The sequence below is a fragment of the Thermoactinomyces vulgaris genome (assembly GCF_003688725.1).
Classification (GTDB): domain Bacteria; phylum Bacillota; class Bacilli; order Thermoactinomycetales; family Thermoactinomycetaceae; genus Thermoactinomyces; species Thermoactinomyces vulgaris.
The window spans coordinates 483605-506815 of sequence record NZ_REFP01000008.1; the positions used below are offsets into that span (position 1 = coordinate 483605).

The following is a 23211-nucleotide window of genomic DNA, read 5'->3' on the forward strand; positions in this document are numbered from 1 at the left end:
AATGGCTCGCCTCAATAGCGAGCCCCATGTTTCTTACGCATCCATGCGTAAGTCTTCAATGGGAGAGGAGAAACCGGAGGAAGAGCTTATTGGGGAAACGTAAGTCTTCTCCGCGGTTGACAGCATCGCAGCAGATGCTGTCATCATTTATGATTTCCATTTTTCGGGCGTTCATACCTCTTCTTTGAATGTTTTTTACAGATTTTCTTTTGCCGGTTCTTTATGGTAGGATAAGAAACGTAATGCATTCATAATCCATTCATAAAGTCAGGTGTAAAATGATATGCGAATCATTGCTGGAAAAGCCAAAGGAACCCGTTTGAAAATGGTTCCCGGCAAGCATGTTCGCCCGACGGCAGATCGTGTCAAAGAATCCTTGTTTCAAGTGATCGGTCCTTTTTTTGATGGCGGCATGGCCCTGGATTTGTTTGCGGGCACCGGCGCATTGGGGCTGGAAGCTTTGAGCAGGGGATTGGATAAAGCCGTTTTCATCGATTCTTCGCGGACAAGCTGTGATGTGATCCGGATGAATGCCGGTGCTTCCAAATTAAGCGATTCCGTTGAGGTTTACCGGAATGACGTCCAACGGGCGTTGCCGCTTTTAAAAAAGCGCCGTTTACAATTCGATTATATTTTCTTGGATCCTCCTTATAAAAAAAATTTACTGGCTCCCACGATTGAAAAGATTTCCAAGCACGGGTTGTTAAAAGGGGATGGCTTGATTGTTGCCGAACATGAGGCGGAATGCGTTCCCCCGGAAGAGATAGGGGCTTTCCGACGTTATCGCTTGCTAAATTACCGGGATACATCGATTTCTTTATACGAATGGGGTGAGCCGAGTGAAAGTGGCAGTATATCCGGGAAGTTTTGACCCGATTACGTATGGCCATTTGGATATCATTGAGCGCGGAAAAAAAGTGTTTGACAAGATCATCGTGGCTGTCCTGATTAATTCTTCGAAAGATCCATTATTTTCAGTAGAAGAAAGAACGGAAATGATCCGGGAGGCGACCCGGCATCTTTCCAATGTCGAAGTGGACAGCTTTAACGGCCTGTTGGTCGATTACTTGAAAAAAAGAAATCCCCATGCCATCTTACGCGGCCTTCGGGCGATTTCCGATTTTGAGTATGAATTGCAGATTGCCTCCATCAACCGAAAATTAAACGACAAGGTTGAAACCTTTTTTCTGATGACAAGCAACGAACATTCCTTTATCAGCTCGTCGATGGTCAAAGAAGTGGCCCGATACGGGGCGGATGTCAAAGATTTGGTTCCCGGGACCGTGGAGAAAGCGCTCAGAAAAAAATTCAGTGAAAAATTTGCCCGCTGAAACCAGGATCAGCGGGTTTTGTTGTAACGGAAGGATTGGGCGACGGCTTTCGTTTCCTGATAAACCAGCGCCAAAAACCAAATCAGGGTGACGGTGACCGCAAAACCCTGTAAGATTCCCCAGACGGAAAAAGCCACTGGGGAGGTGACCGGGTGAAAGACGGAAAGAATGGTTGTGTCATTTTGCAGAGAATAATTGAAAAACGGAAAAATGATGATGGTGATCAGTGCCGCAAGGAACCCGTGCAGGATTTTGGCGGCAAAGTAAGGATAATACCGGATGTCTGTCCGGCTGATCATGCTGGCGATTTGGGCATGGATGGAAAGGCCGTTCCATCCGATGATCAAGCTGACAATGGCCAATTTATAAAGAATCGGGACGGACGGGTCGACGGAACTGGCAACTTGCGAACCGACGGTGATTTCAAACAACCCGGCTAAAATGGATTCGGACAGTTCCGGCGGAAATGAAAAAAAGGTCAACAGATTGGAGATGCCTTTCAATAGCGGTGCCGTGACCCCCACATAGTTGATCAGATGGGTCAACACGGAAAACATCATGATAAACCCGCCGATTAAAAGCAAGGTCTGAATGGCGGATGTGACGGATTGCCCGATGAGTTGCCCCAGTGTCCGGCCGTCTTGAATCCGGGCCCGGTGCATTGCCGCCATGGCACGGGTCAAAATAAACCCTTTCTTGATGCCGGGGGGAGGGGTCGGCGTGGCTTGTTTTTCATAAAAGCGCATGGAAAATCCGACGATAAATGCGCTGATGTAGTGGGCAACGGCCAGGATCAAGCCGACGGATTTATTTTCAAAAAAACCAACAGCCACCGCTCCGAAAATAAACAAAGGTCCGGCGGTGCTGGTAAAGGATATCAAACGCTCCCCCTCTTCTTTGGAAACCAGATTTTGTTCCCTTAAACGGGCGGTCAGTTTGGCGCCCATGGGGTTGCCGGAAATCAAGCCCACGGCCATGACAAAAGCACCGGCACCCGGAACACGGAAGATGGGGCGCATCAAAGGCTCCAACAATACGCCGAGAAAATGGACCACTCCGAAGCCCATCATCATTTCCGCCGTGATAAAAAACGGCAACAATGCAGGAAAAACGACGTCCCACCAAATATGTAATCCTCTTAATGATGATTTCACGGCTTGCTCCGGGTACATGACCAGGATCACCGCGATGAATAAAGCGACGGATGCCAGCAAAACGGTTTTTAATTGACTTCGGAGAAGGGCTGGATTCATATGCATTCTCTCCTCACAGTAGCTGCATCAATACCATGTCTACGCAACGGGATGGTGGATTAGACCGCTTTGTCCAAATGTTTCGGAAATGCAGATGAGAAAGAAAGGTGGGAAAGGGATGACCAGACCCAAAATCGGATTGGCTTTGAGTTCGGGAGGGGCCAGGGGGTTTGCCCATTTGGGCGTTTTGAAAGTCCTGAAAGAAGAGGGTATTCCCGTCGACTGTGTGGCCGGAAGCAGCATGGGAAGCATCATGGCTGTTCTTTTGGCCAACGGCCTGGATCTTGACATGTGCGAAAAACTTGCTTGTTCTTTAAAAAGAAAATATTGGCTTGATTTTACGGTTCCGCGAAAGGGATTTGTCCCGGGGGAAAAGGTGAAAGCGTTGATTTGCCTGCTTGCACATCATAAGAAATTGGAAGAATTGCAGATTCCGACCGCGATTGTGGCCACTGATCTCGTTACAGGGGAACCGGTTGTGTTTACCGAAGGGCCTGTCGATCAAGCGGTTCGGGCCAGCATTTCCATTCCGGGCATTTTTGAGCCGGTGATCCGGGGAGATCAGGTGCTGGTCGACGGAGGGGTGGCGGACCGCCTGCCCGTTTCGGTGGTGAGAAAACTGGGGGCTGATTTCGTGATCGCCGTGGATGTCATCCCGAGGGCGCCGCAAGCTGAGATCCGAAATATTTTTGATGTAATTACACAAACTTTAATTATCATGGAAAAACAAATAACCGGCCAAAAACGGTCAACCGCCGACTTTTTGATCCATCCGGATGTAGGGGACATCCAAGTGACATCTTTTTCCAGAGTGGAAGAATGCATCCGGCGGGGGGAAGAAGAAGCCAGAGCCCAAATCGACAAATTGAAAGAACGAATCCATCACTGGCAAGGAGAGAAAGCATTGAATGAATTCATGGACTAAACGGGAACGGATTCCTGTCATTGCCTTCATCGGACTGGTGGCGGTCATCGGAGCCCTGTTTCTTGTTCCCATCCCGTATTACACGATTTCGCCGGGATCGGCTGAAGATGTGAGTCCGTTGGTGAACGTAAAGGGGCATCCGCCTGATGAGCAGGGGGATTTTTATCTGACGACGGTCTCGATGAAGGAAGGGGTCCTGATTGATTATCTGTACAGTTTCCTGTCCGGGAATGTGGATTTGATTCCCGAAGAGAAAGTGCTGGCCGAAGGCGAGTCGGACGAAGACTATGAACGCAGGCAAGCGGAAAGCATGCAAATGTCACAAAATCATGCTGTGATCGCCGCTTACCGGTATGCCGGGAAACCGGTCACGGTCCGGGTGCGGGGAATCGAAGTTTTGCGTTTGATCGACGGGTCCGGCGGGCTTGAGGAAGGGGACCTGATTACGCAAATCGATCATCAACCCGTCCGGTCGGTGGAACAGTTGACCGGTTACCTCAGCCGGAAAAAAGCCGGGGAGAAGGTTCATGTCCGTGTCGTCCGCCAACAAACCCCCCGGGACCTTCTGGTCCGATTGACTTCCCTGCCGGCAACGAAAGGAAAAGAAAAAGCCGGCCTCGGCATTGTGCCCGTTTTAAAAACCGAAATTCAAACCGATCCTTCTGTCCGGATTGACAGTGCAAAAATCGGAGGGCCTTCAGCCGGGTTGATGTTTTCCCTGGAGGTGTTAAACCGGTTGATGCCGGAAGATTTGACCCGTGGTTACCGGATCGCGGGCACCGGCACCATCTCGCCGGACGGGCAAGTCGGGCAAATCGGGGGCATTGAGTATAAAATCACGGCGGCGGCCGAAAAAGGGGCGGAACTCTTTTTTTGCCCCGCAGACAAAACCCCTGCTGACCAAAATGAAAAGTTGGCAAAAGCGACGGTGAAAGCAAAGAAATTTCCGATGAAAGTGATCCCGGTCCGTTCTTTAAACGAGGCCGTGGAGTATTTGAAACGGTTGCCAAGTCAAAAACATTGACAGAGATTGGTTTGATATCTTATAATAACCCTGTTTTTATACAAGGAGTGGAATTATGCAGATTTCTCTGCACCAATTAAACCAGGCAAAAGATGGGCTGTTGTTTGTAGAGGATACGATTCACTTGACATTGGATGAAGAAGTATCCGGACTTGAACAATTAGCGCCGGTTGACGTGAAAGCCCGTGTGGAGATGGTTGATCCTCATTTTTTTGTTGCCAAAGGGGAATTATCAACCACCGCTGTGTTTTCTTGCGCCAAATGTTTGAGTGAATTCAAGCAGGAAATCAAAGCGAGCTTTGAAGAACATTTTACAGATGATCCGCACCGGGCCGTGGAATCCGAGGAGCAGGAAATTCATTTGGCCGATGAAAATAAACTGGATTTGACTCCGTTTATTCGGGAAGCCTTGTTGCTCCAATTTCCTTATATTCCTGTGTGCCGGGAAGATTGCAAAGGGCTGTGTCCGGAATGCGGAAAAAACCGGAACACCGAATCGTGCCGGTGCCGGGTTGAAAAAATCGACCCCCGGCTTGCGGTTCTGGGGGACTGGTTTCAAAATGATGCGTAACAGTATATGAAACTTCCCGGGCTTGTGTTACATTCTTAGAGGGGGTGAAACAAATGGCAGTACCTTTTCGGCGTACATCTAAAACGCGTAAACGCAAACGTCGTACTCATTACAAACTTTCTGTACCGGGTATGGTAAATTGCCCGCAATGCGGAGCACCCAAATTATCCCACCGCGTATGCAAAGAGTGTGGATATTATAAAGGCTCTGGAGTGGAAGGAGTCGTGAACGACTGATTCACGGGCTCCAAAGACAACAGGACTGGCGCTTTGGTTCGCCAGTCTTTTTTTTGTTGTCAAATGACTCTTTTTTTTATATACTGAATTAGTACCAGGTATTAATAACTGATCATAAAAACGGGAAAGGTGGTGACTCCGTTATGCGGTTATCCAAAAAAGAACGGCAACAGCAAGTGATCCGGGCTTTTGAAGACGAACCGTTCTTGACGGATGAAGAATGTGCCAAACGATTTGGCGTGAGTATTCAAACCATCCGTTTGGACCGGTGGGAGCTGGGGATTCCGGAATTGCGCGAACGTATCAAGCACATGGCTGAGAACCATTTGGATCGTGTCCGATCCTTGTCGTTGGATGAAGTGATCGGTGACGTGGTGGATTTGCAGCTCGACCATAGCGGAGTTTCCATCCTTGAAATAAAAAAGGAGTATGTTTTTGCCCGCAATCACATTGCGCGGGGGCATATTCTGTTTGCTCAAGCCAATTCGCTGGCCATCGCCGTTGCCAACGCGGAAGTCGCCCTGACCGGGGCGGCGGGAATCCGTTTTGTCAGACCGGTTTATCTGGGGGAAAAATGCATTGCCAAAGCCAAGGTCGTCAAAAAATTATCTTCCCGGTTGCAGGTGGACGTGCTGACAAAAGTAAACGGCGAAACCGTTTTTCAAGGCACATTTGATGTGTATTGCCTGGAAGATAAGGAGCTTGTTAAGGAGGAGCTTTGATGCGGATAGCAATTGATGCACATGGAGGAGATCATGCTCCGGACGCAGTGGTGGAAGGGATCAGACAGGCGAAAGAAAAATGGCCGGATTTAAAGATCATTTTAATCGGCCTGAAGGACATGGAAGATCAATTGGCCTTGGATGGCGTTGAGTTCCGGCCGGTGACGGAAAAAATCGAACCGGAAGACAAACCGACCCAAGCCGTTCGGCGGAAAAAAGATTCTTCCATCGTTGTGGGTTGCCAGATGGTCAGAAAGAAAGAGGCCGATGCGTTTATCAGCGGGGGAAACACCGGTGCGCTGATGGCGGCGGGTTTTTTCCACGTCGGCCGGTTGAAAGGAGTCGACCGTCCCGCACTGGCTCCCGTTTTTCCGACCCTCAACGGAAAAGGAATTCTCGTGTTGGATGTCGGCGCAAACCCGGAGGCCAAACCGGAGCATTTAAGGCAGTATGCGACGATGGGAAGCATTTATGCCGAAAAGGTGTTGGGTTTTGAGTCTCCGCGTGTCGGGTTGCTCAATATCGGGACCGAAGAGGGGAAAGGAACAGAACTTACCCGGGAAGCCTATGCGCTGATCGAAAAAGATTTGGCAGCCCGGTTTGTGGGAAATGTGGAAGCCCGCGACATTTTGGAAGGGCCTTGTGAAGTGCTCGTCTGTGACGGTTTTACCGGAAATGTGCTTCTGAAAAACACCGAAGGGGTGGCCAAAGCGGTTTTTGGCCGTTTGAAACAGGAACTCACGGCCAATTTGATGACAAAGTCCATGGCGGCCTTGTTGAAACCGCGCTTGAAAAAGTTTGCCCAAGCGATGGATTACAAGGAGCATGGAGGAGCTCCGCTTTTGGGGCTTAAGGGGCCCGTGATCAAAGCGCACGGTTCTTCCGATGCCAGAGCCTTTTGTAATGCCATCCGGCAAACACGCCGTTTTTTGCAACACGATGTGATTTCGCGGATGGAAGAGGAATTGTCTTAGGAAGAGAGGAGCTGGAAAATGAGGTCAGTGGGTATATTGGGAACGGGATCCTATTTGCCGGAAAAAGTGTTAACCAATGCCGATTTGGAGAAAATGGTGGATACCAATGATGAATGGATCGTAAGCCGGACAGGCATTCGTGAGCGCAGGATTGCGGCTCCGGAAGAAGCTTCTTCCGATTTATCCGTCAAAGCGGCGGAAAAAGCACTGAAAAAAGCCGGGATCCGTGCCGAGGAGCTTGACATGATCATCGTCACGACCGTGACACCGGATATGAATTTTCCGGCGACGGCTTGCTTGGTGCAAGACCGGCTCGGTGCCAAAAAAGCAGCCACGTTTGATTTGTCGGCCGCATGCACCGGTTTTATTTACGGAATATCAACAGGTGCACAGTTCATTGCAACGGGTGTATACAAATATGTGCTGGTGATCGGGGTGGAATGCCTGTCGCGCATTGTTGACTGGACCGACCGGAACACTTGTGTGTTGTTCGGCGATGGTGCCGGAGCCGCGGTGCTCGGTCCGGTGGAAGAAGGATATGGTTTCTTGTCTTTCGAATTAGGAGGAGACGGTTCGGGAGGCAATTTGTTGAATTTGCCGGCGGGAGGATCCCGTCTTCCGGCTTCTGAGAAAACCATCCGGGAGCGCCTTCATTATGTGCATATGTCCGGACGGGAAGTGTTTAAATTTGCGGTGCGCGTGATGGGAAATGCCACGGAAGAAGCACTGGCCAAAGCAGGTTTGTCAAAAGAAGACATCGATTTTCTTGTTCCTCACCAGGCGAATATTCGCATTATCGATTCTGCAGTGAAACGGCTGGGCCTGACCGAAGACAAAGTGGTTGTGAACCTGGACCGCTACGGGAACATGTCATCCGCCTCGATTCCGGTTGCTCTCGATGAAGCGGTGGAACGCGGACTGATTAAAAAAGGGGATACGATGGTTCTCTGCGGTTTTGGCGGCGGCCTGACCTGGGGGGCAACCGTTTTGAAATGGGCGTTGGATTAAAGAAGAGGGAGGAATCCGAGTGAGCAAGATCGCCTTTGTTTTTCCGGGCCAAGGTTCGCAAAAAACCGGCATGGGATTGGAAATATACAAGGCCACGGAGACCGCGAAACAAGTATTTGCCGATGCGGACAAAACGTTGGGGTATGCCTTGTCGCAACTTTGCTTTGAAGGGCCGGGAGAACAGCTTCGCTTGACGAAAAACACACAGCCTGCCATCCTCACGACAAGCATCGCCTTGTGGAAAGTGCTGGATGCGCAGTTGGACCGAAAACCGGATTTTGTAGCCGGACACAGCTTGGGGGAATATTCCGCATTGGTGGCTGCAGGCTCCCTTTCTTTTGCGGATGCCGTTCTCACTGTACATAAACGCGGAACCTACATGGAAGAAGCGGTTCCGGCCGGTGAGGGGGCAATGTCTGCCGTAATGAACCTGGATCGCGACAAACTGGTGGAAATTTGCAAAGAAGTGTCGCACGAAGGACACGTGGTGGAACCGGCAAATTTCAACTCCCCGAACCAGATTGTGATTTCCGGTCACCAAGCGGCGGTCAAAGAGGCAGGGGAAAAAGCGGTGGAAGCCGGGGCGCGCCGTGTGATTCCGCTTTCGGTCAGCGGACCGTTCCACTCTTCGCTGATGCAACCGGCCGCAGACCGTTTGGCGGACCACCTGGCATCGGTTCCGATCCGCGAGGCGAAAGTGCCGGTGGTGGCCAATGCCACGGCACGGGGAGTGACGGATTCCGAAGCGATTCAGCAACTGTTGGTGCAACAAGTGGCTTCCCCGGTTTTGTGGGAAGACAGTGTGCGATACATGCTGGAGGAAGGGGTCACCGTCTTTGTCGAGATCGGAGCCGGAAACGTATTGTCCGGACTGATCAAAAAAGTGGACCGGAAAGTCAAGACCCTCTCCGTTCAGGATCCGGAATCGTTAAAACAAGCGGTTGAAACCTTACAATCTCTCAAATAGGGAAGGAGAGACTGCGGATGTTGACAGGGAAAATTGCATTTGTGACGGGCGGTTCGCGCGGGATCGGACGAGCCGTGGCGCTGTCTTTGGCCGATGCCGGTTGCGACGTGGCCGTCTTTTACGCGGGAAACCATCAGGCTGCGGAAGAAACGGTGGCGGCCATCAAAGAAAAAGGGCGCAATGCCGTGGCGGTTCAAGTTGATGTTTCCAAAGCGGATCAAGTGGAACGCGCTTTTAAGGAAGCGGAATCCACTTTGGGGAAAGTGGATATTTTGGTGAACAATGCCGGCATCACGCGGGACAACTTATTGATGCGCATGAAAGAAGAAGACTGGGAACAGGTGATTGACACCAACTTGAAAGGGGTCTTCCTGTGCACCAAAGCTGTTGCCCGCACCATGATGAAGAAGCGGAGCGGCCGGATCATCAACATCAGTTCCATTGTCGGCATTGTCGGCAACCCGGGACAAGCCAATTACGTCGCGGCCAAATCCGGAGTGATTGGGATGACCAAAACGATTGCAAAAGAACTGGCCGGCCGCGGGATCACCGTGAATGCCGTGGCACCGGGTTACATCGATACCGACATGACCAGCCGGTTGGATGACACGATCAAGGAGCAGATGTTATCCGCCATTCCGCTGGGCCGGTTTGGCAAACCGGAAGATGTGGCGGAAGTCGTCAAGTTTTTGGCTTCCGATGCCGCCGCTTACATCACCGGTCAAACCATTCAGGTGGATGGCGGCATGGTCATGTAATCCGTTGATTGCTTGTCCACAATCAAATGCGTATAATACGAAAGGGAGGTGAAAGAAATGGCAGAAACAACGTTAGAACGAGTGAAAAAAATCATTGTGGAAAACTTAAGCGTTGAACCGAGTGAAGTAACGTTGGAAGCAAACATCAAAGAAGATCTCGGTGCAGACTCTCTCGATGTGGTGGATCTCATCATGGAACTTGAAGATGAGTTTGACATGGAGATCTCCGATGAAGAGGCTGAAAAAATCGCCACGGTCGGAGATGTCGTGGAATACATCGAAAAAAACCAACAATAAGCATTTTTTGTACTTATTCTAAAGTCCCGTATCATGCGGGACTTTACACACCTAATCGTATGAATGAGGAAAGGCGGTGGACCAGATGAACCGGGTTGTCATCACTGGTCTTGGAGTCATTTCTCCTCTGGGCAATGATATTGATACCTTTTGGAATCATTTGATTCAGGGAAAATCCGGAGTGAGTACGATCACGCGGTTTGATACTTCGGATTTTGCAGTCAAGATTGCTGCGGAAGTGAAAGATTTTAATCCATTGGATTTTATGAATAAAAAAGATGCCAAAAGAATGGACCGCTTTGTCCAATTTGCCGTGGCCGCATCCAAAATGGCTCTTGAGCATGCCGGACTGGACATGGACAAAGTGGAAAAAGAACGGGTCGGCACATACATCGGCTCGGGAATCGGCGGACTGGAAACGTTGGAGGAACAGCACAAAGTCATGATGAAACGGGGACCGCGGCGGGTCAGTCCTTTCTTCGTTCCCATGATGATTGCCAATATGGCATCCGGTATCGTTTCCATTCAAATCGGGGCCAAGGGACCCAACAGCGCGGCCATTTCGGCATGTGCCACCGGAACGCACTGTGTCGGCGATGCTTTTAAAATTTTGCAACGCGGCGATGCAGACGTCATGATCGCGGGTGGAACCGAAGCCACCATTTTGCCGATGGCAGTTGCCGGTTTTTCAGCGATGGGGGCATTGTCCACCAACAATGAGGCTCCGGAAAAAGCCAGCCGTCCGTTTGACAGGGACCGTGACGGATTTGTCATGGGGGAAGGCGCCGGCGTGTTGGTTCTGGAAACCTTGGAACATGCACAAAAACGTGGAGCCAACATCATTGCGGAAGTTGTCGGATACGGCATGACTGCGGATGCTTATCACTTGACAAGTCCTGATCCGGAAGGGGACGGGGCAAAACGCAGCATGCTGATGGCTGTCAAAGACGCCGGACTGGAGCCGGAAGATGTGGACTACATCAATGCACACGGCACGTCCACCGATTACAATGACAAATTTGAAACCATGGCGATCAAAGGCGCATTTGGCGAGCATGCCAAACGTTTGGCCATTAGCTCGACCAAATCCATGACCGGCCATTTGCTGGGAGCAGCCGGCGGCATTGAAACCATTGCAACGGCACTCGCCATTAAAGAAGGCATTGTTCCGCCGACCATCAACTTGGAAAATCCGGATCCTGATTGTGATTTGGATTATGTTCCGAATGAAGCGCGGAAAATGCGGGTGCGTGCGGCCCTGTCCAATTCGCTCGGATTCGGGGGGCATAATGCAACCATTGCCTTGAAAGAATATCAGGAGGCATAAGGAAAAGGGGTGAAACGGAATGGATCTGGCACGATTGGAGCAAATCACCGGATTAAAGTTTCATAACCGAAAACTATTCCAACAAGCGTTCACCCATACTTCATTTACGCATGAGAAAAAGGCGACCGGCGTGCATCCGGATAATGAGCGGTTGGAATTTTTGGGGGATGCCGTTTTGGAATTGGCGGTTTCAGAGTATTTGTTTCAACAGTATCCCAAAATGAGCGAAGGAGACTTGACACGCACGAGGGCCCGTGTCGTGTGTGAAGCTTCATTGGCCTCCTTTGCCAAAGAGTTGGGATTTGGTGAACATGTCCGCTTGGGAAAAGGAGAAGAGATGACCGGAGGACGTTCACGGCCATCTCTTCTGGCTGACGTGTTCGAAGCGTTTATCGGAGCGCTCTTCTTGGACAGCGGGCTGGAGCAGGTGAAAAAGTTTTTGGAGCGCGTTGTGTTTCCAAAAGTGAATAGTGATTGGCTGAAAAACATGCTGGATGCCAAAAGTCAATTGCAGGAAGTCGTTCAGCAAGGACGGCTGGGAACTTTGGAATACCGCATTGTGGATACAAAAGGTCCGGCTCATGACCGCCATTTTGTCGTCGAGGTGTGCTTGGACCAAAAACCTATCGGGAAAGGGACGGGCCGGTCCAAAAAAGAGGCGGAACAACGTGCTGCTTCAGAGGCGTTGGCAAGATGGAGAACTTAAGCGTATGAACCACCGCAAATATACATTACGGTGGTTTTTGTTTTTGATAAGAGGGGGGGAGAAACATGGAAGTGATTGCGCCTGTTTTTTTTCAAGTTTTTTCAATCATGGCCATCATTCTCCCTGTTTCCGGGGGGATTTTTGCTTTGTTCCTGTTGTACAGAGGGGTGAAAGCATTGGAAGGGATCCGGGACACCTTGGAAAAGTTTGCAGGTGGCCAAAACCCGAAAAATGAGGAGCACCCAGATGAACAAAACTGAAAAGGGGATAGACCTTTCCGTTTGCATCCATTATAATTGATAATAAATATCATTTTCAGCAAGCGGAAAGGGGTTTTCAACATGCCCCCTGTCAGTTATGCAGTGGATATCTTACCGACGCAATTTCATATTGTCTTTCCGGAAGAAAATGATTCCTCTTTCATGTTGCTTTCCGGGCGGGAACTGTTGAAACATGAAGTGTGCGTTCGTTTGTTGGAAGAGTGGTCGGAACGGATGAAGGTGAATTCCTTGAGCGTTGTGGCTTCTCAATTTTCCAAACATTACAGTTTTACGGTTGTGGTTCCTGCTTTGTATGCGATGAGCGCATTAAATGAACGATTGGATTTTTCGCCGGACAATGTGCGGATTCAAACCACTTGGCAACATCAGCGTTTGAACATGCAATTGCAATTGCGCGATTGGAAAGCACAACCGATGAGGGAGAAAAACCGGAAGTTTTTGCGTGAGCAATTATTGACATCATTATTTACTCATCATATTGCTCCCCTTTGGCATCAATTGCACCGTCTGACCGGCATTCCTTTATCGATTTTGTGGGAAAACCTCGCCGGATATATTTATTGGTTATATGAATCCAAATTAAAAGAAGATGACCAGGTGAATCCGTCCTTGGCCCAAGATGATTTTCATTATTTGCTTTCCGGGGCGGAGGCCGGCATGTTTCGCGAAAAAGTTCAACCCATTGGCCGTTACTATGCCGGTGCTCAGGCAAGAGTCCGAAAAACTTGTTGTTTGTATTATCTGGCCAGTGAAGATCAGGTTTGTTGCCAAAATTGTCCGCGCTTACAACAACGCGGCCCGGCAAATGGATGAAACAAGGACGATATTTCAGGAAAAGCCGCTTCGACATTTACCGGGAGGCGGCTTTTTTTTAGAGGAAATAGCGGTTAAACCGGAAAATCAAGTAATAAGCGGTCTGAAAGGAGAGGAAGGATCATGGATTTTTGTTCGTATCAGGACTTTCAAAAAGTGGAACTGAGGATCGGGCAAATTGTCAAAGTTGCTCCTTTTCCCAAAGCCAAAAAACCCGCCTACCAATTGTGGATCGATTTTGGCGAAAAGCTGGGAGTGAAAAAAAGCAGTGCCCAAGTGACAAAACGGTATCAGCCGAAAGAGCTGGAGGGCCGGAAAGTGGTCGGTCACCAATTTGCCGCCCAAGCAGATCGCCGATTTTCAATCGGAAGTGTTGGTGCTCGGAGTTGATTCGGTCCAAGGCGGGGTGACACTCTTGGACATCGATCATGAAGCTCCTTTGGGAAGCCGGGTTTATTGACAGACGGATGTTGATGAATCTGTGATCAATATGAAAAAAATCAATCCCGCCCGTTTTTTTGTGCTAAAATATATCAGTTCATACACTTTGTAAGGGTTGTGCTCTTTCTTTACAGACATGAGAAGAGCATTATTTTTTGGGGAGAGGAGGGCTGTTTGTGTATTTAAAACGACTGGAGATGAATGGTTTTAAATCCTTTGCCGACCGGACGGAATTGGAGTTTGTTCCCGGGATCACCGCCGTGGTCGGGCCGAACGGCAGCGGAAAAAGCAATGTGACCGACAGCATCCGCTGGGTACTGGGGGAACAAAGCGCCAAATCCCTGCGCGGCAATAAAATGCAGGATGTGATTTTTGCCGGCAGTGACACCCGGAAACCAGTCGGTTTTTGTGAAGTCTCGATGACGTTTGATAATTCGGATCACCGCCTGCCCCTGGATTATTCCGAAGTGACTATCACCCGGAGGGTTTACCGTTCAGGGGAAAGCGAGTATCTCTTGAATAAACAACCCTGCCGGTTGAGAGACATTCATGAGCTGTTCATGGACACCGGAATCGGGAAAGATGCCTACTCCATGATTGGGCAAGGCAAGATTGATGAAATTTTAAGCTCAAAATCCGAAGACCGCCGCATTATTTTTGAAGAGGCGGCCGGGATTGTCAAATACAAAACGAGGAAAAAAGAAGCCGAAAAAAAACTGGAGGACACCGAACAAAACCTGGCGCGCATCCATGATCTGATCCATGAAATTGAAAGCCAGGTGGAGCCTTTAAAAGAACAGGCCGATAAAGCCCAAAGATTTAAAGAATTGAAAGAAACCTTGAAAAATGTGGAGATCGGCTTATATATACATAAAATTGAATCGTTGCACGATGAATGGGAAAAAGTGACGACGCAAGCGAAAAAATTGAAAAATACACAGGTTTCACTGGCGGCCGAAATCACAAAAAAAGAAACCGCTTTGGAAGAATTAAAACAAACACTGCACGAAGTGGAGACCCAATGGGAACAGGTCCAAACCCGTTTGATCACCATCAGCGAAGAGCTGGAAAAAGCGGAAGGACAAAAAGAAGTGCAATTGGAGCGGGTGAAAAACCGCAAAGAAAACAGACAACAATTAATTGAACGGATTTCCCTGTTGAAGGAAGAATTAAAGCGGTTGAAAAGCGAAGAAGAGCAGGCAGCCGGGGAACTGGAGCGGAAAAAACAAGAATTAAAGGAAAAGGAAAAAGAGCTTGCGGTATTTAAATTGCGACTGACGGGAGTCACCGGTGATGAGGGCGAGCAGCTGCAATCATTAAATGAGAAGTGGCAGGCCCATGAGAAAAAATTGGTGGCTCTTTCCAGTGAAAAGCAATATACGAAAGATCACCTCAAACAGTTAAAAGAACGGGCCCGGTCGCTCGGTGAGACGAAAAAGCAATTGGAGAAAGAGGAAGAAGAACACGAAAAGCAATCGGAACAATTGGCCGCTTCAATCCATGAAGTGGAGCAGGCATTGAAACAGGCGGCGGATGAAGTGCGCACCCTTGCGGAAGAACGCGAACGGTTGGAAGAAGAAGAGAAAAAATGGACGGGGGAATTGCGCCAAGCCGAGCAGGTGTTTAACCGCCTCCGCTCCCAGTTGGAATGGATGAGGGAAGTGGAAGCGGAGCATCAAGGGTTTATGCAAGGAGTGAAAGAAGTTTTGCGTGCCCGTGACCGGGGCGTTCCTTCTTTGAAGGGGGTTCACGGGGCGGTGGCCGAACTCCTTCAGGTGCCGGAAGAATATGAGGCGGCGCTGGAAACCGCTTTGGGAAGTGCATTGCAACATATCGTCGTGGAAGATGAAGCCACCGGACGCGGCGGAATCCGGTATTTAAAAGAAAGAAGATTGGGACGGGCCACTTTTTTGCCGCTTTCTGTCATCAAGCCACGGAACATGGAGTCATGGGAATTGGACAGTTGCCGCCGGGTGGACGGTTTTGTGGGCGTCGGGTCCGACTTGATTCAGTATGATCCGCGTTACCAAGCATTGTTTTCTTATTTGTTGGGCAGAGTGGTTGTGACACGGACCCTGGAACAGGCCAATCAACTGGCGCGGATTTTATCTTACCGCTACCGGGTGGTGACCCTGGATGGAGACGTTGTCAATCCCGGGGGATCGATGACGGGAGGAAGCCGCAAACAAAGCAAAACCAATCTTCTGGGCCGAAACCGCCAATTGGAAGAATTGGAAACCCGGTTGAAAGATGCCGAAACAAAGGTGCGCCAAGTACAGCAGACCTTGGATGAGATCAACCGCCGCAAGCAGGAATTGGAAGACAAGTGGGAACAGGTCCGCAAACAAGGAGAAGAGCGGAGGCTGAGAGAACAGGAGCTGCGCAGCCGAGAACGCGAATGGTCTTTGGCCCGGCAAAATGTGGTGCAGAAAAAAGAAGAAATCCTGGCAGAGATCGGGCAGGTGCAAAAGCAAAAAGAAGCTTACCGTGCGCAGTTGGAAAACATCGACCGGGAAATCGCCGCGTTGCAAAAAGAGCAGGAAGCTCTTGAACAACTGCTGAAAGAGTCGCAGGAAAAAGCAAAAGAGCAGGCCCACACCCGGGAGGAAGTCAGCGAAAAAATTACGGAATTGCGCATTCAAGTGGCCCAAGTCAGCCAGGAGATCACAAACTTGGAACAAAACTTGCATCGCACGCGGAAAGAAATCAAGCGGGTCACCGGTCAAAAAGAAGCGGCCGCCGGGGAACTGGAGGCGCTCGAAGACCATCAGGAGAATAACCAGGTTCAAATGGACCGGTTGGAAGAAACCATCCGGCATCTCAAAGAAAACAAAGAGCAAGTCCAGATGCAATTGAATGAAATCCGCAAGCGGCGTGAACAGATGTTGCTCATGCGGGAGAGCCAGGAAAAAGAAGTCAGACAGATGCAACAGTCGCACCGGCAACAGGAGCAAGATTTGCATGAATTGGAAGTGCGCGGCAACCGCCTGGATGTGGAATTGAATCACCTGTTGAACAAGTTGGCGGAAGAATATGAGATCAGTTTCGAACGGGCCAAGCAACAGTATCCCGTCCCGGAAGAACCCAAACAGGCGGAAAAGGAAGTCCGTTCACTGAAAGGAAAAATCGCCGCCCTCGGCGATGTCAACCTGGGAGCGATTGAAGAGTATGAACGGTTGAAAGAACGTTACGACTTTCTGAAATCGCAAGAAACCGACTTGCTGGAAGCCAAAGAAAAACTTTTTGAGATTATCCATCAATTGGTTGAAGAAATGGGCCGGCGGTTTGAAGAAAGTTTTGAACTGATCCGCATCGAGTTTCAAGATGTGTTTGTGAAAATGTTTGGCGGCGGCCGGGCCGATTTGAAACTCAGCGAGCCGGACAATCTCTTGGAGACCGGCATTGACATTATTGCACAGCCACCCGGAAAAAAATTGCAAAACCTGAATCTGCTCTCCGGCGGGGAAAGAGCCCTTGCGGCGTTGGCACTTTTGTTTGCGGTGCTCCGGATCAAGCCGGTTCCGTTTTGTGTGCTGGATGAGGTGGACGCGGCTTTGGATGAAGCCAATCTGACGAGATACACGCAATATATGCAGGAATTTTCGGGGGAAACGCAGTTTATTATTATCACCCATCGTAAACATACCATGGAAGGTGCCGATGTGTTGTATGGAATTACCATGCAGGAATCGGGCGTATCCAAACTGGTATCGGTGAAGCTGGAAGAGTATGATGATAAAGTGGAAGTTGCCGCCACAAAGGAATAATGCAAGAGATGGGAGGAACAACATGAGTTTTTTCCGGAAATTAAAGGATCGCGTGTCCAAAAAAACGGAGACGGTCACCCAGAAGTTTGTGACCGGATTGAGCACGAGCAGGGATCAATTTGTCGGGGCCATCTCCAACCTGTTCAGCGGACGCAGCAAAATTGACGAGGATTTGTATGAAGAATTGGAGGAAATTCTCATTGGCGCCGATGTGGGGGTCCAAACCACGATGTACTTGGTGGAGCGTCTGCGCGATGAGGTGAAAGAGCGGAAAATCAAAGACCCCGTGGAATTAAAACCGCTGTTGTCGGAATTGATCGCCGAGATTCTCACGAAGGATGAAGAGGAACAGGGATTGCGGTTTAATGAAGACGGCCTGACGGTCTTTTTGTTCGTGGGAGTCAACGGTGTCGGAAAAACCACCACGATCGGAAAACTGGCACACCGGCTTAAGAATGAAGGGAAGAAAGTGGTGTTGGCCGCGGGAGACACCTTTCGCGCCGGGGCCATTGAACAACTGGAAACCTGGGGCCGACGTGCCGGGGTGGATGTGATCAAACATCAAGCCGGTTCCGATCCGGCGGCGGTCATTTATGACGGCATTCAGGCGGCCAAGTCCCGCAAAGCGGATGTATTGCTTTGTGATACGGCCGGCCGGCTGCAAAACAAAGTGAATTTGATGGAAGAGTTGAAAAAAGTTCACCGCGTGGTGACCCGGGAGGTGCCCGGAGCGCCGCATGAGGTTTTATTGGTGCTGGATGCCACCACCGGACAAAATGCATTGGTACAAGCGAAACAATTCCGGCAAGCCGTCAATGTTTCCGGAATCGTCCTGACCAAACTGGACGGCACGGCCAAAGGCGGAATCGTGATTGCCATTGACCATGAGCTGGGATTGCCCGTGAAATTGGTCGGGCTGGGGGAACAGGCGGATGACTTGCAGGAATTTGATTCTGAACAATTTTTGCACGCCTTGCTGCAGGACATGATGGAAGAGGAAGCTTCCGAAGGCTGAAAAATTTTCTCTTGCAAGGAAAAATCCTTGACATCGCTTTGGGTCTCCGATATATTATACAACCGTAAAGGTTATTGCCTTGACGGCGTTTGGGGGGATCACTCCCGTGTTGGATCAAACTACCCAAATGAATTTGCTTTATGATTTTTACGGCACGTTGTTGACGGAAAAACAACGTTCGTTGCTTGAACTATATTATGTGGAAGACTGGTCATTGGGTGAAATCGCTGAGCATCAGGGAGTCTCCCGACAGGCAGTCTATGAGGCGATTAAGCGAGCCCAATCCACCATGCTTGATTTGGAAAAAAGTTTGGGATTGGTGAAAAGTCACCTGAAACGGCAACAATTGATCGAAACGATCAAGAGCCGGTTAGATCAAATGCCAGAAGCAGCCAAAGCAATCGGGCCGTTGATCCGGGAGTTGGAGAAGCTCGATTAATCAGCCATGTGAGGAGGGGGCCATCATGGCGTTTGAAGGTTTATCGGAAAGACTGCAATCCGTCATGCGGAAGTTGCGTGGCAAGGGGAAAGTGACTGAAGCGGATGTAAAAGAAGCGATGCGGGAAGTCCGCTTGGCATTGCTCGAAGCGGATGTGAACTTCAAAGTCGTGAAACAGTTCATCGACCGTGTGAAAGAGCGGGCGGTCGGACAAGAAGTGATGAAAAGTTTAACCCCCGGCCAGCAAGTGATCAAAGTGGTGAATGAAGAGTTGACCCGGCTGATGGGGGGAGAACAAAGCAAACTGCATCAAGCCCAGAAGTCACCGACGATCATCATGATGGTTGGATTGCAGGGTGCCGGTAAAACGACCACTTCTGGCAAATTGGCCCGCTATCTCAAAAAGCAGAATCGCCGTGCCCTCTTGGTGGCGGGAGACGTTTACCGGCCGGCGGCGATCAGACAATTGGAAGTGTTGGGGGAAAGTTTGGACACGCCCGTTTTCTCCATGGGAGATCAAGAAAGCCCCGTGGTGATCGCGGAGAAAGGCGTCCAAAAGGCCAAAGAAGAAGGCTTTGATTATGTCATCATCGATACGGCGGGGCGCCTGCACATCGATGATGAGATGATGGACGAGTTGAGGCAGATCCGCGAAAAAATTTCGCCGCATGAAATCCTGCTTGTGGTGGATGCGATGACCGGGCAGGATGCGGTCAATGTGGCAGAACACTTTCATCAGCAACTGGGGCTGACGGGTGTGGTTCTGACGAAGCTGGATGGCGACACCCGCGGAGGAGCGGCTTTATCCGTCAAAGCGGTGACCGATTGCCCGATCAAATTTGTCGGAACGGGGGAAAAAACGGATTCGCTTGAACCGTTCTTCCCGGACCGGATGGCATCCCGCATTTTGGGAATGGGCGACGTGCTGACGTTGATCGAAAAAGCCCAGTCTGCGGTGGATGAGGAAAAAGCCAAAGAGATGGAACGGAAAATGCGCACCTTGTCTTTTACTTTTGATGATTTTTTGGATCAATTGCAACAAGTGCGCAAGATGGGCCCGCTCGAGGACATGCTTTCCATGTTGCCGGGAGCGGGGGCGATGAAAGGTTTGAAAAACGTTCAAGTGGATGAAAAACAGCTGGTGAAAGTCGAAGCGATCATCCGTTCCATGACGCCACAGGAAAAATCCCATCCGGAAATCATCAATGCCAGCCGGCGCAAAAGGATTGCACAAGGCAGCGGTACCACGGTGCAAGATGTGAATCGCCTGTTGAAGCAATTTAATGACATGAAGAAAATGATGAAGCAATTCTCCCAAATGGCAAAAGGCGGGAAGAAGAGAAAACGCAGAGGTTTTCCTTTCCCCTTTATGTGATAAACATCATTCTTGACTTTGATGAGGAGGTGAAAAGTGATGGCAGTGAAAATTCGTTTGAGAAGAATGGGAGCCAAAAAAGCACCATTTTATCGTGTGGTCGTGGCTGATTCCCGCGCTCCCCGTGACGGACGTTCCATTGACGAAATCGGATACTACAATCCGATCACGGAACCGGCCACAGTGAAAATCGACGAAGAAAAAGCCCTCTCTTGGTTGGCCAAAGGTGCGCAACCTTCCGACACGGTTCGCAACCTGTTCAAAAGAGAAGGGATTCTGAAAAAAGTTCACGAACAAAAACATGGCAAATAATGAAATGGTCTTGATCCGACAGGAGGACCAAGATGAAAGAACTGAAAGAACTGATTGAATACATGGCGGCGCCACTGGTCGACCATCCGGAAGAAATCCGGGTGGATGAAGTGGAGAAAGATGATGTCATCATCTACCGATTGTCCGTCACCAAAGAGGATTTGGGAAAGGTTATCGGCAAACAGGGACGGGTTGTGCAGGCGATCCGTTCCGTGGCCAAAGCTGCTGCCTGGAAGGAGAAGAAACGGGTATGGGTGGAAATCATGAATACTTAAATGTGGGCCGGATTGTCGGAACACATGGCATTCGCGGGGAAGTTCGTGTCCAATCCAACACGGATTTTCCAGAAGTCCGTTTTGCACCCGGCAGCCGGCTGATCCTCCTTCCTCCGCAAGAAGAGGAACCGATGGTGCTGACGGTGGAAAAAAACCGCATCCATCAATCCGTCTATTTGGTCAAGTTCCGCGAATGGGACAATATCAACCAAGCCGAACCTTTCAAAGGAGGACGATTGGTGGTCCATAAAGAAGATCAGGTGCCTGTCGATGAAGAAAGTGGAGAATATTATTTCCACCAGATTGTCGGCCTGACGGCTGTCACGACCGATGGACAAGAACTGGGCCGGGTCAAAGAAATCTTGCCGCTTCCGGCCAATGATGTTTGGGTGATTCAGCCGGCCGATCAGAAAAAAGACATTTTGATTCCTTATATTTCCGAGATTGTCAAAGATGTCGATCTCAAGGAAAAACGCATCACGATTGAGTGGATGGAAGGACTGGCGTAACCTTGGCACACATTCATTTCGATGTTCTCACCCTTTTTCCCGAGATGTTTGAAGGCTTTATGCAAACCAGCATGATTGCTAGGGCTCGTGAAAAAGGTTTGATCTCAGCGAATCTGGTCAATTTTCGTGAATATGCAACAGACCGGCATCGTACGGTGGATGACACGCCGTATGGTGGCGGCGGCGGCATGGTCTTAAAACCGGAACCGCTGTTTCGTGCCGTCGATGATCTGACACAAGGCTCACCACGTCCCCCCATCCTGTTGATGTCACCGCAAGGTGAAACCTACACGCAAAAAAAGGCCGAGGAATTGGCACAGCACTCCCGGTTGATTATCCTTTGCGGTCACTATGAAGGATTTGACGAGCGAATCCGGGAGCATCTGGCCACCAAGGAAATTTCCATCGGCGATTATGTTCTGACCGGCGGAGAATTACCGGCGATGATTTTAATTGACAGCATCAGTCGTCTGGTTCCCGGAGTACTGGGGAATGAAACTTCAGCGGTGACCGATTCTTTTTCCACCGGGTTGCTGGAGTATCCCCAATACACGAGGCCGGCGGATTTCCGCGGTCTCAAAGTGCCTGAGGTGCTGTTGTCCGGGCATCATGCCAAGATTGAAAAATGGCGGCGTGAGCAGTCATTGCTTCGGACTTGGCAAAGAAGGCCCGATCTTCTGGAAAAAGTCCCATTAACCGAAGAGGATCGCCGCTTTTTAAAAAAGCTGTCGGATTAGGATGGCGAAATTGTATTCAATTAGTGGCTGTGGTAAAATATCCCCGTTCTGGTCGTTCGACGGCATTGGACGGAGAGACTGATGAAAGGAGGTTTGGATGAGATGCGTCCAATCATTCGTGAAATTACCGAAGAACAACTTCGTAAAGATATTCCTCAATTCCGTGCAGGGGACACCCTCCGTGTTCACGTGCGCGTTAAAGAAGGACAACGGGAACGGATTCAGGTGTTTGAAGGCGTTGTGATTCAACGTCGCGGCGGAGGCATTTCCGAAACATTCACCGTTCGCAAAATTTCTTACGGGATCGGTGTGGAACGTACCTTCCCGTTACATTCACCGCGCATTGAAAAAATCGAAGTGGTTCGCCGTGGTAAAGTTCGTCGCGCCAAATTGTTCTACTTGCGTGAACGCCGCGGAAAAGCCGCTCGTATTAAAGAACTTCATCAAAAATAATAAGACAGAAGAAAAAGGGCTTGAGGATCAAGCCCTTTTCTCACATTGACGAGCCAATTGGGGGAAATCCAATGACCTCATATGTCCCTCGTACAGAGAAAAACAATCAGGAATACGGGAAAGGCGGAAAAGTGCTGGATTGGGTTCGTGCATTTCTGATCGCCGTTCTTTTGGCGGTGTTGATTCGTATCTTTGTTTTTGAACCTTTTGCCGTATCCGGTCCGTCGATGGAAGAAACGATGTATACCGGAGATCTGGTTTTGGTCAATAAGTTGATTTACAAAATGAGAGAGCCTGAACGAGGAGAAATCGTTGTTTTTCACGAAAGTAAAGACAAAGATTTCATCAAACGGGTAATCGCCTTGCCGGGGGAGACGGTCGAAGCCAAAAACAATAAAATTCTGATCAACGGGAAGATCGTGGATGAACCTTATCTTTCCGACCATATGCGCACCATGGATTTTGATGAGGTGCAAGTGCCGCAAGGCAAGGTTTTTGTTCTGGGGGATAACCGGTTGAACAGCACGGACAGCCGGGTGATCGGAGCGGTTTCGATGTCTCAACTGGTGGGAAGGGCGGAATTTATTTATTGGCCCGTTTTTGAAATGAAATGGTTGTGATTTTTTCAATTGAAGGAGCCTTTTTGAAAGCTCCTTTTCCATTTGACACCGATTGGAAAAATCCCCCTGTTGGCA

At 49.6% G+C, this 23211-nt stretch carries 28 protein-coding genes; 27 read left to right on the forward strand and 1 reads right to left on the reverse strand.

Annotation, left to right across the window (positions count from 1 at the left end):
- The first annotated feature begins 283 nt into the window (after window positions 1-283).
- Both rsmD and coaD read left to right on the forward strand, forming a co-directional pair.
- Window positions 284-871 (forward strand): 16S rRNA (guanine(966)-N(2))-methyltransferase RsmD, encoded by a 588-nt coding sequence (gene rsmD, locus ATH33_RS06840; protein ID WP_037994856.1) that lies wholly within the window; start codon window positions 284-286, stop codon window positions 869-871.
- Window positions 840-1331, forward strand: a complete 492-nt coding sequence (coaD, locus tag ATH33_RS06845) for a pantetheine-phosphate adenylyltransferase (RefSeq protein ID WP_037994855.1) — start codon at window positions 840-842, stop codon at window positions 1329-1331. The genes rsmD and coaD overlap by 32 nt, the downstream gene beginning before the upstream one ends.
- 8 nt (window positions 1332-1339) lie before the next feature.
- Here the strand turns inward: coaD and ylbJ are convergent, their stop codons facing one another.
- Complete coding sequence (gene ylbJ / locus ATH33_RS06850) at window positions 1340-2584, reverse strand: sporulation integral membrane protein YlbJ (protein ID WP_037994853.1); 1245 nt, start codon at window positions 2582-2584, stop codon at window positions 1340-1342.
- Between the two features lie 118 nt (window positions 2585-2702).
- On the opposite strand from ylbJ, the gene ATH33_RS06855 reads away from it, so the two are divergent.
- From ATH33_RS06855 to lepB, 25 genes are all read left to right on the forward strand, one after another.
- Entirely contained in the window at window positions 2703-3509 is an 807-nt protein-coding gene (locus ATH33_RS06855) for a patatin-like phospholipase family protein (protein ID WP_049720266.1), read from the forward strand.
- Window positions 3493-4533 carry a SepM family pheromone-processing serine protease gene (locus ATH33_RS06860; RefSeq protein WP_049720265.1) on the forward strand — a complete coding sequence of 347 codons (1041 nt, stop codon included), beginning with the start codon at window positions 3493-3495 and terminating at the stop codon, window positions 4531-4533. The genes ATH33_RS06855 and ATH33_RS06860 overlap by 17 nt, the downstream gene beginning before the upstream one ends.
- Window positions 4534-4588: 55 nt before the next feature.
- Window positions 4589-5104 carry a YceD family protein gene (locus tag ATH33_RS06865; RefSeq protein WP_049720264.1) on the forward strand — a complete coding sequence of 172 codons (516 nt, stop codon included), beginning with the start codon at window positions 4589-4591 and terminating at the stop codon, window positions 5102-5104.
- Window positions 5105-5157: 53 nt separating this feature from the next.
- Window positions 5158-5340, forward strand: a complete 183-nt coding sequence (gene rpmF, locus ATH33_RS06870; protein WP_121874232.1) for a 50S ribosomal protein L32 — start codon at window positions 5158-5160, stop codon at window positions 5338-5340.
- Window positions 5341-5483: 143 nt separating this feature from the next.
- Window positions 5484-6062 (forward strand): transcription factor FapR, encoded by a 579-nt coding sequence (gene fapR / locus ATH33_RS06875; RefSeq protein WP_037994849.1) that lies wholly within the window; start codon window positions 5484-5486, stop codon window positions 6060-6062.
- A complete protein-coding gene (gene plsX / locus ATH33_RS06880; RefSeq protein ID WP_037994847.1) occupies window positions 6062-7036 on the forward strand; it encodes a phosphate acyltransferase PlsX in 975 nt (324 codons plus the stop codon). The genes fapR and plsX overlap by 1 nt, the downstream gene beginning before the upstream one ends.
- 18 nt (window positions 7037-7054) lie before the next feature.
- Window positions 7055-8044: a beta-ketoacyl-ACP synthase III gene (locus ATH33_RS06885; RefSeq protein WP_037994845.1), complete on the forward strand. Its 990-nt coding sequence runs from the start codon at window positions 7055-7057 to the stop codon at window positions 8042-8044.
- 19 nt (window positions 8045-8063) lie between these two features.
- Window positions 8064-9011 (forward strand): ACP S-malonyltransferase, encoded by a 948-nt coding sequence (fabD, locus tag ATH33_RS06890; protein WP_049720263.1) that lies wholly within the window; start codon window positions 8064-8066, stop codon window positions 9009-9011.
- Between the two features lie 17 nt (window positions 9012-9028).
- Window positions 9029-9769, forward strand: a complete 741-nt coding sequence (gene fabG, locus ATH33_RS06895) for a 3-oxoacyl-[acyl-carrier-protein] reductase (protein ID WP_037994841.1) — start codon at window positions 9029-9031, stop codon at window positions 9767-9769.
- Window positions 9770-9826: 57 nt separating this feature from the next.
- Window positions 9827-10066 carry an acyl carrier protein gene (gene acpP, locus ATH33_RS06900; RefSeq protein WP_037994838.1) on the forward strand — a complete coding sequence of 80 codons (240 nt, stop codon included), beginning with the start codon at window positions 9827-9829 and terminating at the stop codon, window positions 10064-10066.
- Window positions 10067-10151: 85 nt separating this feature from the next.
- A complete protein-coding gene (fabF, locus tag ATH33_RS06905) occupies window positions 10152-11393 on the forward strand; it encodes a beta-ketoacyl-ACP synthase II (protein WP_037995103.1) in 1242 nt (413 codons plus the stop codon).
- A 19-nt stretch (window positions 11394-11412) separates the two neighbouring features.
- Window positions 11413-12099 carry a ribonuclease III gene (gene rnc, locus ATH33_RS06910; protein WP_062843172.1) on the forward strand — a complete coding sequence of 229 codons (687 nt, stop codon included), beginning with the start codon at window positions 11413-11415 and terminating at the stop codon, window positions 12097-12099.
- Between the two features lie 65 nt (window positions 12100-12164).
- On the forward strand, window positions 12165-12359 hold the full coding sequence (locus tag ATH33_RS06915) for a DUF8066 domain-containing protein (protein WP_037994836.1): 195 nt from the start codon (window positions 12165-12167) through the stop codon (window positions 12357-12359).
- 81 nt (window positions 12360-12440) lie between these two features.
- Entirely contained in the window at window positions 12441-13193 is a 753-nt protein-coding gene (fhuF, locus tag ATH33_RS06920; protein ID WP_062843173.1) for a siderophore-iron reductase FhuF, read from the forward strand.
- 123 nt (window positions 13194-13316) lie between these two features.
- Window positions 13317-13583 carry a hypothetical protein gene (locus tag ATH33_RS06925; protein WP_369792446.1) on the forward strand — a complete coding sequence of 89 codons (267 nt, stop codon included), beginning with the start codon at window positions 13317-13319 and terminating at the stop codon, window positions 13581-13583.
- A gap of 227 nt (window positions 13584-13810) precedes the next feature.
- Window positions 13811-17401, forward strand: a complete 3591-nt coding sequence (gene smc, locus ATH33_RS06930; protein ID WP_121874233.1) for a chromosome segregation protein SMC — start codon at window positions 13811-13813, stop codon at window positions 17399-17401.
- A gap of 22 nt (window positions 17402-17423) precedes the next feature.
- A complete protein-coding gene (gene ftsY / locus ATH33_RS06935; protein WP_121874234.1) occupies window positions 17424-18416 on the forward strand; it encodes a signal recognition particle-docking protein FtsY in 993 nt (330 codons plus the stop codon).
- Between the two features lie 106 nt (window positions 18417-18522).
- Window positions 18523-18855: a YlxM family DNA-binding protein gene (gene ylxM, locus ATH33_RS06940; RefSeq protein WP_037995188.1), complete on the forward strand. Its 333-nt coding sequence runs from the start codon at window positions 18523-18525 to the stop codon at window positions 18853-18855.
- Window positions 18856-18880: 25 nt separating this feature from the next.
- Window positions 18881-20230, forward strand: a complete 1350-nt coding sequence (ffh, locus tag ATH33_RS06945) for a signal recognition particle protein (RefSeq protein WP_062843176.1) — start codon at window positions 18881-18883, stop codon at window positions 20228-20230.
- Window positions 20231-20269: 39 nt separating this feature from the next.
- Window positions 20270-20542, forward strand: coding sequence for a 30S ribosomal protein S16 (gene rpsP, locus ATH33_RS06950; protein ID WP_037997307.1), 273 nt, complete (start codon window positions 20270-20272; stop codon window positions 20540-20542).
- 41 nt (window positions 20543-20583) lie between these two features.
- The gene (locus ATH33_RS06955; protein WP_037997324.1) at window positions 20584-20817 is read left to right on the forward strand and encodes a KH domain-containing protein; all 234 of its coding nucleotides are present in this window, start codon (window positions 20584-20586) and stop codon (window positions 20815-20817) included.
- Complete coding sequence (gene rimM, locus ATH33_RS06960) at window positions 20793-21326, forward strand: ribosome maturation factor RimM (protein ID WP_037997305.1); 534 nt, start codon at window positions 20793-20795, stop codon at window positions 21324-21326. The genes ATH33_RS06955 and rimM overlap by 25 nt, the downstream gene beginning before the upstream one ends.
- A gap of 11 nt (window positions 21327-21337) precedes the next feature.
- The gene (trmD, locus tag ATH33_RS06965) at window positions 21338-22063 is read left to right on the forward strand and encodes a tRNA (guanosine(37)-N1)-methyltransferase TrmD (protein WP_082240754.1); all 726 of its coding nucleotides are present in this window, start codon (window positions 21338-21340) and stop codon (window positions 22061-22063) included.
- Between the two features lie 102 nt (window positions 22064-22165).
- Entirely contained in the window at window positions 22166-22516 is a 351-nt protein-coding gene (rplS, locus tag ATH33_RS06970) for a 50S ribosomal protein L19 (RefSeq protein ID WP_037997320.1), read from the forward strand.
- Window positions 22517-22587: 71 nt separating this feature from the next.
- A complete protein-coding gene (gene lepB / locus ATH33_RS06975) occupies window positions 22588-23136 on the forward strand; it encodes a signal peptidase I (RefSeq protein WP_062843177.1) in 549 nt (182 codons plus the stop codon).
- Window positions 23137-23211: the final 75 nt, after the last annotated feature.